The organism is Variovorax sp. DAIF25 (assembly GCF_050711835.1).
Taxonomy (GTDB): Bacteria; Pseudomonadota; Gammaproteobacteria; order Burkholderiales; family Burkholderiaceae_C; genus Variovorax.
Genome location: NZ_CP136636.1, coordinates 5,645,502 through 5,660,167 on the forward strand (window position 1 = coordinate 5,645,502; position 14,666 = coordinate 5,660,167).

At 67.2% G+C, this 14,666-nt stretch carries 16 protein-coding genes; 4 read left to right on the forward strand and 12 right to left on the reverse strand.

What is annotated here, in order from left to right:
- Positions 1 to 159: 159 nt before the first annotated feature.
- Genes R0232_RS26040 through R0232_RS26050 form a run of 3 tightly spaced genes read right to left on the reverse strand, consistent with a single transcriptional unit; the run spans position 160 to position 1,110 of the window.
- Positions 160 to 321 (reverse strand): hypothetical protein, encoded by a 162-nt coding sequence (locus R0232_RS26040; RefSeq protein ID WP_398497956.1) that lies wholly within the window; start codon positions 319 to 321, stop codon positions 160 to 162.
- Positions 308 to 628, reverse strand: coding sequence for a hypothetical protein (locus R0232_RS26045; RefSeq protein WP_398497955.1), 321 nt, complete (start codon positions 626 to 628; stop codon positions 308 to 310). Before R0232_RS26045 ends, R0232_RS26040 begins: the two co-directional genes overlap by 14 nt.
- Positions 625 to 1,110, reverse strand: coding sequence for a hypothetical protein (locus R0232_RS26050; RefSeq protein WP_398497954.1), 486 nt, complete (start codon positions 1,108 to 1,110; stop codon positions 625 to 627). The genes R0232_RS26045 and R0232_RS26050 overlap by 4 nt, the downstream gene beginning before the upstream one ends.
- Before the next feature lie 224 nt (positions 1,111 to 1,334).
- Here R0232_RS26050 and R0232_RS26055 point away from each other — a divergent pair, with 224 nt between their 5' ends.
- The 4 genes from R0232_RS26055 to R0232_RS26070 all read left to right on the forward strand — a co-directional run bounded on the left by R0232_RS26055 (position 1,335) and on the right by R0232_RS26070 (position 2,936).
- Positions 1,335 to 1,925 (forward strand): hypothetical protein, encoded by a 591-nt coding sequence (locus R0232_RS26055; protein WP_431509953.1) that lies wholly within the window; start codon positions 1,335 to 1,337, stop codon positions 1,923 to 1,925.
- 5 nt (positions 1,926 to 1,930) lie between these two features.
- On the forward strand, positions 1,931 to 2,371 hold the full coding sequence (locus R0232_RS26060) for a DNA/RNA helicase domain-containing protein (protein WP_431509954.1): 441 nt from the start codon (positions 1,931 to 1,933) through the stop codon (positions 2,369 to 2,371).
- A complete protein-coding gene (locus R0232_RS26065) occupies positions 2,359 to 2,484 on the forward strand; it encodes a DNA/RNA helicase domain-containing protein (RefSeq protein WP_431509955.1) in 126 nt (41 codons plus the stop codon). Before R0232_RS26060 ends, R0232_RS26065 begins: the two co-directional genes overlap by 13 nt.
- A 119-nt stretch (positions 2,485 to 2,603) precedes the next feature.
- On the forward strand, positions 2,604 to 2,936 hold the full coding sequence (locus R0232_RS26070) for a hypothetical protein (RefSeq protein ID WP_431509956.1): 333 nt from the start codon (positions 2,604 to 2,606) through the stop codon (positions 2,934 to 2,936).
- On the opposite strand, the gene R0232_RS26075 is transcribed toward R0232_RS26070, so the two are convergent.
- The 9 genes from R0232_RS26075 to R0232_RS26115 all read right to left on the reverse strand — a co-directional run bounded on the left by R0232_RS26075 (position 2,914) and on the right by R0232_RS26115 (position 14,527).
- On the reverse strand, positions 2,914 to 3,201 hold the full coding sequence (locus tag R0232_RS26075) for a hypothetical protein (protein WP_431509957.1): 288 nt from the start codon (positions 3,199 to 3,201) through the stop codon (positions 2,914 to 2,916). The two genes, R0232_RS26070 and R0232_RS26075, sit on opposite strands and share 23 nt — an antisense overlap.
- 228 nt (positions 3,202 to 3,429) lie before the next feature.
- Positions 3,430 to 3,798, reverse strand: coding sequence for a hypothetical protein (locus R0232_RS26080; RefSeq protein WP_431509958.1), 369 nt, complete (start codon positions 3,796 to 3,798; stop codon positions 3,430 to 3,432).
- A 28-nt stretch (positions 3,799 to 3,826) separates the two neighbouring features.
- Positions 3,827 to 4,321 carry a hypothetical protein gene (locus tag R0232_RS26085; protein ID WP_431509959.1) on the reverse strand — a complete coding sequence of 165 codons (495 nt, stop codon included), beginning with the start codon at positions 4,319 to 4,321 and terminating at the stop codon, positions 3,827 to 3,829.
- Positions 4,322 to 4,347: 26 nt separating this feature from the next.
- Positions 4,348 to 8,886 carry an RHS repeat-associated core domain-containing protein gene (locus R0232_RS26090; RefSeq protein WP_431509960.1) on the reverse strand — a complete coding sequence of 1,513 codons (4,539 nt, stop codon included), beginning with the start codon at positions 8,884 to 8,886 and terminating at the stop codon, positions 4,348 to 4,350.
- Between the two features lie 34 nt (positions 8,887 to 8,920).
- Positions 8,921 to 9,355 (reverse strand): DcrB-related protein, encoded by a 435-nt coding sequence (locus tag R0232_RS26095; protein WP_398497947.1) that lies wholly within the window; start codon positions 9,353 to 9,355, stop codon positions 8,921 to 8,923.
- A gap of 37 nt (positions 9,356 to 9,392) precedes the next feature.
- The gene (locus tag R0232_RS26100) at positions 9,393 to 9,830 is read right to left on the reverse strand and encodes a hypothetical protein (protein WP_431509961.1); all 438 of its coding nucleotides are present in this window, start codon (positions 9,828 to 9,830) and stop codon (positions 9,393 to 9,395) included.
- A gap of 42 nt (positions 9,831 to 9,872) precedes the next feature.
- Positions 9,873 to 13,028 (reverse strand): type VI secretion system Vgr family protein, encoded by a 3,156-nt coding sequence (locus tag R0232_RS26105; protein ID WP_431509962.1) that lies wholly within the window; start codon positions 13,026 to 13,028, stop codon positions 9,873 to 9,875.
- Positions 13,029 to 13,119: 91 nt separating this feature from the next.
- Positions 13,120 to 13,602, reverse strand: coding sequence for an Hcp family type VI secretion system effector (locus R0232_RS26110; RefSeq protein ID WP_057597029.1), 483 nt, complete (start codon positions 13,600 to 13,602; stop codon positions 13,120 to 13,122).
- A 208-nt stretch (positions 13,603 to 13,810) separates the two neighbouring features.
- Positions 13,811 to 14,527, reverse strand: coding sequence for an SIR2 family NAD-dependent protein deacylase (locus R0232_RS26115; RefSeq protein WP_431509963.1), 717 nt, complete (start codon positions 14,525 to 14,527; stop codon positions 13,811 to 13,813).
- Positions 14,528 to 14,666 lie beyond the last annotated feature (139 nt).

A 14,666-nucleotide genomic window follows, 5' to 3' on the forward strand; every position in this document is an offset into this window, starting at 1 on the left:
GCAGTTTGGGCAACCCTCCGGGCGGCCGATGGATTGTTCCGTGAATAAATGCCACACGCGCAAAGGATGGGCTGCAAATAAAAGTATGCAGTTCTCTCTTGCAGAAAATTCGTGAGGCCATTCCAGCCACAGGCGACTGGAAATCAGGATTGGGCGGGATCAGGCCGGATAGCCATTGCGCGCCTCCTGGCGAGAGTCCATGAGCGAGCGATGCGTCACGCGGATGTCCCCGGCAAGGTCGGCGGCGATCCACAGCAAAACGTCGCGGCTGACTTGCTCGCTCGACCAGTACTCGGGCTTGACCGTCCTAATCCGGGCCATAGACGCCCTCCTCAATGGGAAAGTGGTCAAGGTGGAATCGCTCGCGCAATCCGAGCACAACGCGATACAGGTTGGTCCCGCACGTACCGCCTCCCTGCTGCACCTTCAGTTCACCGCTGCTCTTCAGGACAGCGAGGGTGTAATTCGCTGCGCGCAGCTGCACGCGGCATTTCTCCGCCAGCATCGCAACACTCGGGGATGCAAAGCCTTGGTCATCGGCGAAGTCGGCGATCGCGAGCATCATCAGCAAGTGGGCCCCGCTGTGCTGAGATTGCTCCCAGACGCGGGACATGACCGCAATGCTCATGGGGCCGCCCCCGGTTCGCCCAAGCGCTCGGCGACGAAGATCATTGCCGCGGCGAGGTGCTGCACCAGTTCGGAGTCATGCCGCTCGCTGGCTGCCGAGATCCCCGACGAGAAGGCCTCCAGCCTGGCACGCAGGCTGCGCTGCTCTCGAGCCAACTCGTCGTGCCAGAGCGTGGCCCCCGTGTCGGCCCAGGCTAGGGCGATGCCCCTGCGATGGCAGCCGAAGGCCCCCATCAACCGGACCTCGTGCCGCAGGACGTACCAGCCGTCGGCCTGGGTTCCTTCTCCGTCCGGGCTGAACAGGTGCAAGCGGCCAGCGACCTTCGTAGCGATAAACGTCAACTCGCATTGGTTAACGCTCAACGCCTCGCGGATGAGCTCGAAGCATTCGCCATCGCGCAGGAATGGATCCAGTTCCATTCGCCCAAGAACCTTGTTATGACCTTGACCAGAAAGGTCGGCGAACTCAACGAGATCTTTCAATGAATGTCCGAAGAGGCATTCATCAACGCCGGCTGCGACCCGCAGACGGCATGGGCGGTTCGCCCAGCATGACTAGCTCTGACAGGAAGAGAGCCTTTGTACTCAGCCAGCCCACCATGAAAGCTTCCTAACCTATTCCCCGGAGCACAACGTTCTGTGCTTGCGAGAGTTGGTGTTCGAGTCTTATCGTTAGATACCCAATACCGGGTCTAAGGAGATGAAGAATGTCGATCTTGAGCTACCTAAATGGGATCACTACAAACAGTTTCTGGATGTATGTCAGTGCCGCGCTCGCACTGATGCTGGTTGGTGGGAAGCTTGTCGCAGCAATAGCAAAGACGCTGAAAATCAGCATCGATTTTCTTCGTAGCGAGCAACTTGCTTGGATGGTTGAGAAAGGTCGAAAATTGACTGCCTCCATCTCGCGCGATTTCACGAAAACAGTAAGCTATGCACGACCAAAGGCAGGCCGAAAGATCAAACTCAACGGTGCAATCGGCAACTCGATCCTGTACTACCTCTTCTCTGGGCTACTTTTTCTTGCATGGCTGGGACTGCTGGCCAGCGCAGCGATCAATTTGAATCATTTGAAAGGATGGATTTTGATCGTTCTTGCGGCAGCTACCGTAACCATTGTTCCCGCCGCACTCTACTTCGCCGGTCTCGCCATCAAAGAGCAAGCGACGGCCAAACGCATCTGGCAACAATGTCGCGCGGAGGGACTGCGTGCCTACATGGCACTGGTTGCGACGCCAACTACGCTTATCGGCCTGGCCTTGATCATCACCGCCCTGCAGCAGTGGGGCGGAACCTGACCTCCGTGAAAACAAGACTCTCGCGAATACGAGAGTCGATTTCCGATTCTTCGATACTCGGCGCGCTCCACGCCGCCATCGAGCAAAAGAACTCGACGAATGCCGCCCGCGTGGTTGCCGGCTACTGCTGGCCTTGGACCAGCAAGAAGAGCCCGCAATCCTTCGACATCGTGATCGGCTCGGACTACCGCAGGCGCTGGAACCTGGATGTCGATGGCAGCTTGTGGATCGTCGCGCCCAACTCGATCAACGAAGTCGGCTGCATCCATACCTGCCAAGGCCTCGAAGTCGAGTACATCGGCGTGATCATCGGCCCCGATCTCATCGTGCGAGATGGCGAAGTCGTCACCGTGCCTGAAGCGCGGGACCGTCACGACAAGACGTTGCGCGGCTACAAGACACAGGTGAAGGCCACGCCCGAAAAGCCAAGGCCTTGGCTGCTCTGATCATCAAGAACACCTACCGTACGCTCATGACGCGCGGCATGAAGGGCTGCTACATCTACTGCAGCGACGCCGAGACAACTGAATACTTTAGATCTCGAATTTCCGGACACTGAAGGCGTTTGCTTGACCCGTATGGAAGCGGGCAACAAATGTCAATCACCCGGAGTGACGTTCACCTCCCCGCCTCACCCTCCTACGATCCTCCCCAAGCAAAGGGGCCAAGAGGATCGAAATGCCACAGTACTGCGTCAACAAGACCGCACAACTCAATGGCGACCATGAGGTACACGCACAGGGGTGCATTTTTTGGCCGCATCCGGTGAACACGCTGTCGCTCGACTGGCACGAGGACTGCCGTTCGGCGATGCAGACGGCGCGGGCGTTCTATCGGCAGGTCAATGGCTGCCGCTACTGCTCGCCGGCATGCAACACGGGGCCGCGCGCGTCGAACGACGACATCGGGCCGATCAGCTATCGCGGCGCATCCAAGGAAGATGCGGGGCCGGAATTTCTCTCGGCCCACTCGCTGCGCTTGCGCGAGATCAAGCTGCGCCTGGGCTGCTGAACGCGTCCGGGCCGCGCAGGACCTGAGGCGCCACCTCCTGCAGCAGGTCTTCGGCGTCACGCGTGAGGTCCGAAGCGATCCACATCATCATGTCGCGCCGCCTCGGGCCTATCTCCTCGAACCAGTCGCTGCCCATGCCGTAGCAACTGCTCAGCAGCGCATGCAGCTGGGACAACTTGTTCTCGAGTAGATCGAATGCATCCGGCGTGGTGGGCGGGATGAACGCGGAGGGCGCGGAGGCGCCGGCCATAATCTCTTCAGCCATTTGGTGTGCTCCTTCCAAGGTGTATGCACGTCACTTGGTTAGACGGCCGGGGTGTTAGCGCACCTCGGCCGTCGCCTTTTGTGCCTCGCCTTCGCGCTTGCCAAGGGATGCTTGCGCGGGGCGTGACCCCTTGGAATGTAGGGAGAGAACGAGGGATCGGCTAGGCCCTTGGGGTGAACAATTGTGGACCCGGCGATTTGGTTGGCGCGGTCGTGACAAGCGCTCAGCTCAGCGCGACATCAACGCCCGAAACCGCTCGAAGTAGTCCCCACTCCACCTTCCATAAATCTCCGCATCGAGGTTCTCGATCTTGTAGAGATCGTTCGCATCGAAGTGCGAGAACAGGCAGCGCAGCGTGCCCAGCATCACCCAGTGCGCGAGCCTGCGGTCCTCCACGCTCACCTCGTCCTGACCCAGCACGCATTCGATGTCTGCGATGAGCGGCACGAGCAGCGCCTCGTCGAACACGCGGTCCTCGAACAGCGTGTGGCAGAAGGTGCCTTCGATCTCGTCGTTCTTGTTGTTGCGCAGGTTCTCGCGCGCGGCCTCGACGGTTTGGCCCGATCCACTCGGCGGCTTGCCTGCCTCGAAGCTCACTTCGCTTCAGCCAGGGTACGCGCGGCGGTCATTCGGCCGCCTGCCATTCGACGATCCACGGATGCGCGCGCAGCTCGGGCGCCAGCCGCGCCAAGGCCTGCAGGAAGGCGTCGCGCACGCCGAGCAGCATGGTCTCGATGGCCTGCCCGTCGAACGCCTCGACCTCGGGCATGGGCTGCCAGTCGGTGCGGCTGACGCAGCGCACGGCATAGCCCGCGCCCTGCGGCTGCAGCTCGAGCGTTCGCTCGATGCCTTGTTCGTAGAGGTCGATCTCGGCCTCCTCGCCGCTTCGCACGGCCCTCAACGCATCGGGCAACTGTTCGAGAAACACGGCCAGATCGGTGCGCACATCCACGGGCCAGCGATCCTGGCCGAAGCCGGCGATCAGAAACTCCGCATGGCCTTCGAGCGCCTCGCAGGCATCCGCGAGGATCGAGCGCACGTCGTCGTCGTTCGGGTCGTAGGTGCGAGATGCCAGCGCGCCGGCCGGCAGGTCGGGCTCCACTCTGAGTTCGATATGCATCGGGCGAATCTCTTTGCTTCCAGCGTTCATTCGACGGGAAAGGCGGTGCGTATCGCATCGCCCCGGGGCACGACCATAGCCCATTGGGCCGGCACGACGGAACCGTCGGACCGGATCACCTGCCCCATGCCTTCGGGGATGGCGATGCGCGTGGGTTCGGTGGCCTTCACGCCGGACAGCAGCTCGGCAGCCGCGGCGTTGTCGCGCCACTGGCCCTGCGACTGCCCGGTGCCGCGCGCGCGGTCGGTGAGCTGCTTGGCGATCTTCGCGCCGGCACCGTGGCGCGAGAAGGCATGGCCGAACTGCTTGACGCTCTTCCAGTTGATCTTCTGGTCGCCGCAGCTCCACCCCCACGGATCGATCCACGACACCGGATTCGGCGCATACAGATGCAGGTTCGCCCCACCCGCCAGCCCGATCGGATCGGGGCTGATGAAGCGGCCGATGTCGGGATCGTAGAAGCGGAAGGTGTTGTAGTGCAGGCCGGTGTCGCGGTCGAGGTACTGGCCCTGAAAGCGCAGGTTCTGCTCGGCCAGCGATGCGTGTCCCTCGTCGCCATGCGCCGCCGCCCGCAGCACGGGGCGGCCGTCGAGCGTGCTGGCCTCCCAATGCTCCGACACGGTGGCGCCCCAGGTGCGGTAGCTGGCGCGCCAGCGCAAGGTGCCGTCGGGGCCGCTCAGCTCCTCGGGCAGGCCGGCCTGGTTGGTGTGGAAGTGGCAGATCTCGCAGCGGCTCGCGCGGTCCGCATCGCCGCCCTCCCCGTTCGATGCAGGTGCGCGCTCCTCGATCCGGGCCATGGGCGCGTGGCTGCCGGGCTCGTAGACGTAGCTCAGCACCTGGGCGCCGCGCCGCTCCTCGATGAGCTGCATGCCGTCCCAGATGAAGCGGGTGCTGCCGAAGGCGTCGTGGCGCGCGACGCGGCGGCCCAGGGCGTCGTAGTCGAAGCGGGTGGTCTGGGTGGTGGCGTGCTCGGTGCCGGGGCGGCGCGTGGTGCGCACGGCGACGAGGCGACTCTCGTCGTCCCACTCGAAGTGCTGCTCGGTGTGGCGGCCCGCGCGCTTGCGCACGAGCCGGCCATGACCGTCGTAGCTGTAGCGCTTGTCCTCGAACACGCGCACGAGGTTGTCGTGCACCCGGCCGCCGACGGCGCCCTGGGCGGCCTCGTTCGCGAGCGAGGCATCGAGCAGGTTGCCGGCGGGGTCGTAGGCAAAGCGCTCGTGGCTGGCGGCACCGCGCGGCGCCTGCGCGCTCGTGCCCAGGGGCACGCGCACGCTCTCCTCGATGCGGCTGGTGGTGTCGTAGCGATGGGCGAAGGCGCCCTGCAGCGAATGGCGGCCGCGGCGCAGCTCGCCGACGGGGTCGTAGCCGTAGTCCTTCGCAAGGCCGTCGAGCGCGCCGGCCTCGGGCGTGCCGGCGCGCTCGAGGGTCTGGCGCCAGGCCGGGTCGTTGGGCGTGAAGGCGGCCGCCAGCGACGAGGGGCGGCACCATGCGGCCGCGCGGCGCCCGAGCGGATCGAGCGCGAAGCGGGTCGACAGCGCACCCTGGCTGCGCGCGATCTCGCGGTGCAGGTCGTCGCGCTCGATGTCGCTCACGAGCTGGTGCAGCGCCGGCGCATCGCCGCGCTGGCGCGAGACGTTGACCTGGTGCAGGTGGCCCGAGCCGTAGTGCAGGTAGTTCAAGGCGCGCACGGTGTCGCGGTCGCCCGCGAGCGCGGGCAGCTCAGTGCGCGTGCGGTTGCCGAGCGCGTCGTGCTCGTGCCGCAGCGTGTGTTGCTCGCCGGTGCGCTCGTCGATGGCGGTTTCGCTCGTCAGCTGGCCGAGCAGGTCGTAGGCGAAGCGCGTGCGGTGCAGCGGCTGCAACGCGATGGCGTCGCCGGTGCCCGTCACCTCGAGCTTCAGCGCCTCGACGAGGCGGTCGCGCAGGTCGTAGCGATAGCGGTAGTGGTGGCTCGCGGTGCGCTTCTCGATCAGCCGGCCGACGGCATCGCGAACGAGCTCGGTGCGCAGCGGCTGCGCGCCCTGCGGCGAGGCCTCGCCCTGTGCACCGGCATCGCGCGGCTTCAGGTCGTCGTCGCCGATGCCCGGAAAGTGCGTGATGGCCACGGGCCGGCCATTGGCGTCGTAGGCGATGCGCACGCGCGTGCCGCCCACGCGGCGCTCTTCCACGATGCGGTCGGCCCGGTCGCGCACGAACTCGAAGCGCAGGCCGTTCTCGTTGACCAGCGCCTGCAGCCGCCCCGCGCTGTCGCGCTGCCAGGCGAAGCGCCGGCCCTCGGCGTCCTGGCGCCACAGCGGCTCGCCGCGCGCATCGAGCGCGAAGCGGGTGGCGCGGCTCAGCGCATCGGTGGTGCCGACCAGGCGGCCGGCGGCGTCGCGCTCGAAGCCCTGGTGGCTGCCGTCGGGCAGCGACACCGCGAGCAACCGGCCCATGGCGTCGTGCGTGAGCCGGGTCTGCTGGCCGGCGGCATCGGTCACGGTCTTCAGGTGGCCCCAGCCGTCGTAGTCGTAGCGCGTGGTCTTGCCCGAGCAGTCGGTGAAGGCGACGAGCAGCGCGCGCTCGTTCCAGCGCAGGCGGTTGTGGCCGCCGTGCGCATCGGTCACGAGGATGGGCAGGCCGCGCCGGTCGTGGCTGTAGCTGCGGGTCCGGCCCAGCGGATCGGTCTCGCGCACGAGGTTGCCCTCGTCGCTGTAGGCGTAGACGTGGGCGCTGCCGTCGGCCTCGGTTTCGCGCCAGGGCAGGCCGAAGTCGGTCCAGCCGGTGCCGCGGGTGCGGCCCAGCGCGTCGGTGCGGCTGCTGGGAAATCCCTGCGCGTCGTAGTCGCAGCGCGTGGTGGCGCCGTCGGGCTCGGTGATGGCGACGAGCTGGCGCAGCGCGTCGTAGCGGGCGCGCCAGTACTGGCCCTCGGCATTGGTGTAGCCGAGGATCTGGTGCTCGTCGTTCCACTGCCAGGTGAAGCCGCGGCCGAACTGGTCGACCACATGGGTCTCGCCGACGGCCACGCCGGGGTCGTCGAGCGGCGGCGCATCGTCGGGCCGCAGCCGCAGGTAGCGGACCTCGTGGCGCTCGCCGTCGCTGGTCCAGTGGCGCGCCACGCGGGCCTCGGCGCCCGTGCCGGTCCATTCGTAGCGGCACTCGCGGCCGGCGGCGTCGGCATGCAGGCACATGAGGCCTTGCGCGTCGTATGCGAAGCGCCGCGCCACCACGCCGTTGCGGTCGGTCACCTCGGCCAGGCGGCCGTGGTCGTCGTGGCGGTAGCGCACCAGCAGGCCCGGCGATTCGCCCGGCGCGCCGACGGCGATGCGCACCGCATCGAGCCGCGGGCTCTCGCCCGTGTAGTCGAGCGCGAGCAGGCGGCCGGTGCCATCGGTCATCGCGACGAGGCGGCCCAGCGCATCGTGGCGCAGGTCGATGAAGTTGCCGTTGCGGTCTTCCACGCGCGCGAGCTTCAGCAACTGGCCGTTGCGCGCTGCGTCGGCGGGCGCCTCGAACAGGTAGAAGAGCCCGCCCGGCACGTGGACGAAGTAGTGGCCGCCCTCGCTGCGGCAGAGGTCCAGCCCCTCGCGCAGGCACAGCTGGCGAGATCCCGCCTCGAGATCGGGCAGCTCGACCTCGCGCCCCTGCGTGTCGATCAGCACCACCACGGGCTCGCCAGTGGCGCTCCTATCGAGCCGCAGTTGCGAGCCATAGGGCAGGTTCCAGCCCTGCCCCAGCGCGCCGTCGCGCCGCAGGTCGTGGCTGCTGTAGAAGCGCTGCCATTCGATGGGCAACGCACCCGGCAGGCGGAAGTCGAGCTCGGCCTCGCCGCCGAGGAACTTGCCGCCCGTGGCCGCATGCACCGGGTTGCCGAACGAGCTCACCAGGCCGTGGATGCCCATGCCCACGCCGATGGCGCCCTCGATCAGGCAGGGCAACGCCTTGCGGCCCTGGCGCGCGAGCTTCGGCAGGCAGCGCAGGCCCTTGTAGATCATCACGAGGTTGAACACGGTCACGGCAATGCGCGAGATCAGCGGCACCTCGTCGGCCACCTCGCGCACGCGCGCGGTCGGCCCGCCGATGAAGACATTGGGCGAGCCTTCGCTGACCTTGGCGCCGCACTCGGTGTGGTCGTCCTTGCGCGAGGCCACGCCGCGGTTGATGAACACGGTCTCGGCGCCCTCGGCCAGCAAAATCTGCGGCGAGTCGCGCGAGCAGCTCACGGTGTCCATCGGAATGTCGGGCGAGGCACGCGCCGCGCCCACGGCCTTGCCGTTGACGAACACGTCCGACGAGGCGCTGGTGATGGCACCTGTCACGGTGAGCGTCTCGGGCACCAGCGCATCGGCGATCGATTCGCCGAGGCTCGCACCCACGTAGCCGCCGGCCATGCGCGCGCCGACCACCACCGCGCCCGCCACCAGTGGCCCCGCGAGCCCACCGGTGCCGACCACGGCCGCCACGGCCACGCCGGCCGCGAAGCCCACGGCGATGCCGCCGATCAGCCCGCCGGCGAACCTGGCCCAGAAGCGCGCATGCGCGTTGGTGTGGGCAATGGGGTCGTGCAGGCGCGCTGCGGGTTGGCCGGGCATGGTCGATGGCGAGGCACGCAGGCGCGGTGCCGCGTCAGTCCCTGGGCTGGAAGCTCGCGAGCGTGCGCTGCCACAGCGCGAGCTCGCTCTCGCCGAAGGGCTCGGGGCTGCTCGCGGTGAGGATCAGCACCGCGCGGCCGTCGGGCAGTTGGAACGCGGCCTGCCGCTGGTGCAGCGCCTGGCCGTTCTGCTTGAAGCGGGTGGCGATCTCGATCGCGGCCAGGCTGCGCATCGCGGGGCCCACGCCGATGGGGTTGCGCGAGGTCTCCTGCAGCTGGCTCACCTGGCGCTTGAGGTCGTTCATCTGGCGTTCGACGAAGGCGGCCAGGGTTTCCTGCGCGCGCAGTGCGTCGCGGCTCACGATGAAGGTGACGCCGCTGCCGTCGGGCATGGCGAGCACGTTCATCGAGCGGTCGATGCGGCCGTCGTCGGGGAGGTCGAAGTGGCCTTCTTGGATGTGATAACGCATGAGTGTGTGCGACAGGGTCGAGTGGCCTCGGTTGGGGTCAGGCGGGATCGAAGGCGACATAGCCCAGGCACTCCGGATTGCGCTCCAGGAAGCCGAACGACAGCGCCCCCCAGCCGAGCACCGCCGAATAGCTGGTGGCCTCGTCGAGCGAATGGCCGCCGGGCGTGCCGGTGATGCGCAGGTCGGCGTAGTGCTGGCGCACTTCGTCGAGCGGCACGCAGCGCCCTTGCAGGTCGAGCACCAGGAAGCCTGGATGCGTGCCCTCTCGCCGCAGGCGCAGGTCGATCCGCGAAAACTCGACGCCATCGGCGAGCCGAACCGGCGTGCCGCCGAGGAAGCGCGAACTCCTGCCGGTCGAGGCCTCGGTCTCCACGAGCCGCGTGGGCACGATGCGCTCGATCTTCGCCGCCGAGAACGGAACCTGCGCGGCCAACATCTCGATCGTCTGCCACAAGCTCGTCGAGGCCTGGTTCATGGTCTTCTTTTCATGATGGGTGGTGAAGGCGATCCCCGGTGCCTAGTGGACGGGCGGAGCGATCTTCTTGTCGTACCAGCCGCCGTAGTACGTCGTGTAGAGCTCCTTGGTGTTCGAGGTCTTCTGCGTGCCGATCCACTTGCCGATGGTGCGGCTGCCTTGCTGCCAGTCGCCGGTATCGCGCACCTTCTCGAACGCCGTGTTGTAGATCTTCACCTTCTGCGCGGAATCGACAGCCATGGTGTCCTTGCCGGTGCTCGCCATGACTTCGCGCCGCACCCAGATCTGGTTCAGGGCCGCGTCGCCCTCGCCGTCGAGCTTGCCGGTGATGTAGGCCTGCCTGGAGGAGAAGTCCTGCGGGACCTTGTAGGACGCATGGCCCAGCTCGTGCGCAATGACCGAGGTGGTGTGGTAGGGGTCCGGCTTGTTGTCGCCATCGATCACGATGCGCTTGTTCTTGTGGTCGGTGTACGAGCCGCCACCGGACTTTCCATATTCGATCGACCAATCGTCCTTCTCGAGCGGCGCCCACATGGATTGAAATCGTGGCGAGCGGGCGGCAACGCCATCGACATCGGGGCCCAGGCCGGTCGGCGTCCAGAACCCCTTGGGCACCAATTGCGACTGGGCCGGCGCAACGGCGGCCGTGGCCGGCGCGGGCATGACGCCCTCTTCCTCCTCGACGCTCGTCGGGCTCTCGCCACCCACCGGCGCCTCGCAGTTCAAAAAAATCTTCCCGCCCCGCTGATCCAGATCCTCCGTGAAGTTCACCAGCCCCTTCACGCCACTGATCCGGATCGTTCCGTCCTCCAGCAGCACGATCGACGACTTGCCGCAGATCAGCGAGATGCTGGTCTTGCCCATCACGAACACGTCCTGGTCCACCGCCTGCACCAGCACCGACTTGCGGCCCACGAGGTTGGCGTTGCTCTCGGTGGAGGTCACAGAGGCATCGGTCTTGGCGACGAGGTTGATCGCGCCCTCGCTCGCGTGCGAGACGATGTCGCCGCCCGAGACCACGTTGACCTGCCCGCCCTTGGCCACCTGCGTCAGCATGCCGCCCGCCACCAGCTGCGTGAGCTGCGCGCCGGTGGTGAGCGTCAGGGCCGACTGCGAGCGCATCGACACGCTCTGGCCCGAGCTCACGACGATGGGCTTGGGGCTGATCATGGTCTGGCCCTCGGGGCTCACGATCGAGACCACGGGCTTGTCGATCCTGCGCGAGAGGTCGAGCATGCGCTGCGCATCGGCCATGGCGGGGTCGGCATCGCCCGAGACGCCGGCCTCGTCGGAGGCATCGCCACCGGCCAGCGCGCTCACCGCCTGCACCGCGCCGGCCAGCGACTGCACGCCCTGCGCCAGCCCCATGAGCTGCTGGCCCTTGCCCTTGGCCATGGCGCCGACCAGCGCCTTGGTGGCGGCGATGGCCTGGCCGGCCGACTGCATCAGCGCGCCGCTCTGCGCGAGCGCGGCGCCCATGTGCTCGTGGCCGTCGGGGTTGTCGCGCGACACGCGCTGCGTGAAGTCCTGCGTGTAGGTGGTCAACAGCAGGCCCTTGTCGGCGCGGATCGAGCCCCACTCGTTGGTGCGCAGCTCGAAGCCATAGCTACGCTGCACCTCCGAGCCCTGGTTCATCAGGTAGCCCATGTGCAGGTGGGTGGCGCCATGGTCGGTCGAGAGCTCGATGTGCTCGCTGCCGCGCTTGTCCTCGAAGCGCAGCATGTGCTTGCCGCCACCGCCCTTGCTCCAGTGGGTCTGGATGCCCGACTGCGTCTTGTGGCGCGGCAGCTCCCAGGCCGGCATCTGCGCGGCGTTGTAGACGCAGCCCGTGACGATCGGATGGTCGGGGTCGCCGTTGAGGAAGTCGACGATCACCTCCTGCCCGATGCGCGGGATCTGCATGCTGCCGTAGCCGCCGCCGGCCCAGGTCTGCGAAACGCGGATCCAGCACGAGGCGTTCTCGTCGCGCTGGCCATAACGGTCCCAGTGGAACTGCACCTTGATGCGGCCGTACTCGTCGGTGTGGATCTCCTCGCCCGCCGGGCCCACCACCACGGCGGTCTGCGGGCCGGTGGTGCGCGGGCGCGGCGTGAGGCGCGGCACGCGATACGGGGCGCTGTCGGGCACCACCGCGAAGGCCTGGCGATAGCTGGTGCTGCTGGTGGATTCGCCGTAGGCGGCACCGGCGGCTGCCACGCGCAGCGCGTTCTCCTGGAAGTCGTGGCTCGCGGCCTCGATCAGGTAGCGGCGGTTGTCTTCGGCGTTCGGATGGCGCGCGAGATCGAACAGGTAGCCCGGCGCGATGTGGCGCAGGTTGCCTTCGGCCTCGATCGATTCGCGCCGGCCGGTCTGCTGCTCGAGCCGCAGCCGCGCGTAGTTCTCGCCGTCGCCGAGTTCGGTGTAGCCGCCGGGCCAGTCGTAGATCTCGTAGCTGTCTCGGCTGTGGCCCGCGGGCTGGCGGCGCAGCGTGTCGATCTCGGCGTGGGGCTTCTTGAAGTCGTAGTCGTCGGTCGCGAAATGGCCCGAGGCAATGTCCTCGGCGTGGTGCCAGCTGTCGATGAAGTCCTGCTCGAGGATCTGCGCCGCGAGCACGCCCGCGTGGTACGGCACCTTGACCGGGCCCGCGGGCAGCGGCGCATGCGAGCCCGGGCCATCGCACAGCACGAGCTGGTGGCTGCCCCTGGCATGCGCGAAGAAGTAGTAGATGCCCTCGGACTCCATGAGCCGGCTCACGAAATCGAAGTCGGTCTCGCCGTACTGCACGCAGTAGTCCCAGCTGCGGTAGCTGCCGCTCAAGCGCGCATCGATGCCGAAGCCGTAAGGCGCGAGCACCTCCTGCACGATGTCGGGCACGGTCTTGAACTGGAAGATCTTGAAGTCCGAGCGCCGCGTGGCGTACCAGAGCCAGGGGCGCAGCTGGGCTTCGTAGACATGCATGTCGCCGTCGTCCTTGCCCACGCGCGCGAAGCGCGTGACCTGCCCGCTGATGAAGCGCTGCCCCGCGCCGCCGAGCTCGGTGGCGAGGTTGACCTCGATCGTCATGTCCTCGCCGAGCATCTGCCTGGCCGAGATGCCGGGCAGCTCGCTGACCAGCCGCACGCGCGATTCGAACAGCGTGGAGATGCGCTCCTGCCCCGTCATCGAACGGAACTTGAGGCGCTCGCCCAGCGCGCTGTGGGCGATGAAGCTGCGGGTCATGGGGCCGGGGACTCAGCGACGACGAAGCGGATGCAACGCACGGGCGCGCACGGGCCGGCGCGCATCGCACGCCGGCCTGCACGCGCGGTGCTCAGGCTTCCCTGTTTTCCTTGATGTTCCAGCCGAGCTGGGTTTCGGCGCCCTTGCCGCCCTTGTCGGTCTGTTCCCAGTACTGCTGCTTGACCTTGGCGGCCTGGAACGCGTACTGCACGAACACCGCGTCGCTGCCCTGCTCGGCCGTGTACTGCACCGAGGTGACCAGCACCTCCTCGAGCGTCACGCGCGTGTATTCGATCTGCGAGCCACCGGCCTTGCACACCGACACTTCGATCTTGCCCAGGTGCTTGCCGCTGGCGCAGTTCTTCAGCACCGCCGGTGCCGCCTTGTCGATGCGCGCGAGCACCTGCAGGTCGTTGAAGCTGGCCTTGCCCACGCCACCGCCGCCACCGCTGACCATGTTGCCGGGCTGGGTCGCGCCCCATGCGAAGGACTTGATGTCCGTCCAGTCCTTGTGGTTCGCGTCCTTCGATTCGCCATTCGCGCCTTCGACGCGCATGAACATGTCTACCGCCATGAGCTGCTCCCGTGTTGCGTTGAAACCGCCTGGAAGGTAGGTGAAGCGCGATGGGCTCGCCAGTGCAGAAGGTCACGGCGAAAAAAGCACTACGCGCCCGGAACCTTAGGAACAATCGGTTCTTTCAGGGGCTTTGTGCGCGAAGGCCGAAACAAGGCGACACAAAAAAGCCCGTCATCTCACGATGACGGGCCTGCGTTGGCGAACGCTACGCGCCGGCTCGCTCCGCTTCCGCAAGCCATCGCGCGACGAGCGCCGACACCTGCTCGGTCGCCCTGCCGCGCATGAAGACGAAGCCGCGCGGCACCTCCTCCATCTCGAGCGACACCAGCACCTTCTCGGCACTCGCGTGCGCGTACCGCGCGAGCGAGGCGGCCGGCTGCACCGCGAGCGAGGTGCCCACCACCAGCACGCGCGCCGCGGTGGTGACATGCATCAGCGCCTCGTCGAAGTGCTGCACCGATTCGCCGAACCACACGATGTCGGGCCGCAGCTGCGTGCCGTCTTCGCAGAGCTGGCCCATCTCGATCGCCGCACCGTCGATGCGGTAGCGATGACGCCGCTCCGAGGTGCCGCGCGCATAGGCGAGCTCGCCGTGGATGTGCAGCACCTGCGTGGAGCCGGCGCGCTCGTGCAGCGCGTCGACGTTCTGCGTGACGATGACCACCTCGTAGGCCGGCTCGAGCGAGGCGAGGGCCGCATGCGCCGCATTGGGCTGGACCGCCCAGGCCTTCTGGCGGCGCTCGTTGTAGAAGGCCTGCACGGTCTGGGGATGGCGCTGCCAGCCCTCGGGGCTCGCGAGCTCCTGCCACGGATGGTTGTTCCACAGGCCGTTGGCATCGCGGAAGGTGGGCAGGCCGCTTTCGGCGCTCACGCCCGAGCCCGAGAGCACGACGATCTTGCGGGGTTGAACGGTGGTTGTCATGAAGAGGACTCCGAAGGGAACAAGAAACCCGGGGCGGCGTCGAACGCACACCCCGACCGACCCCGCCATGCGGGATTCTTTCGAGCGGCGACCGAGCGCCGCGAGAATGCCAGAAGCCCGCCGCGGCCTTTCACGCGAC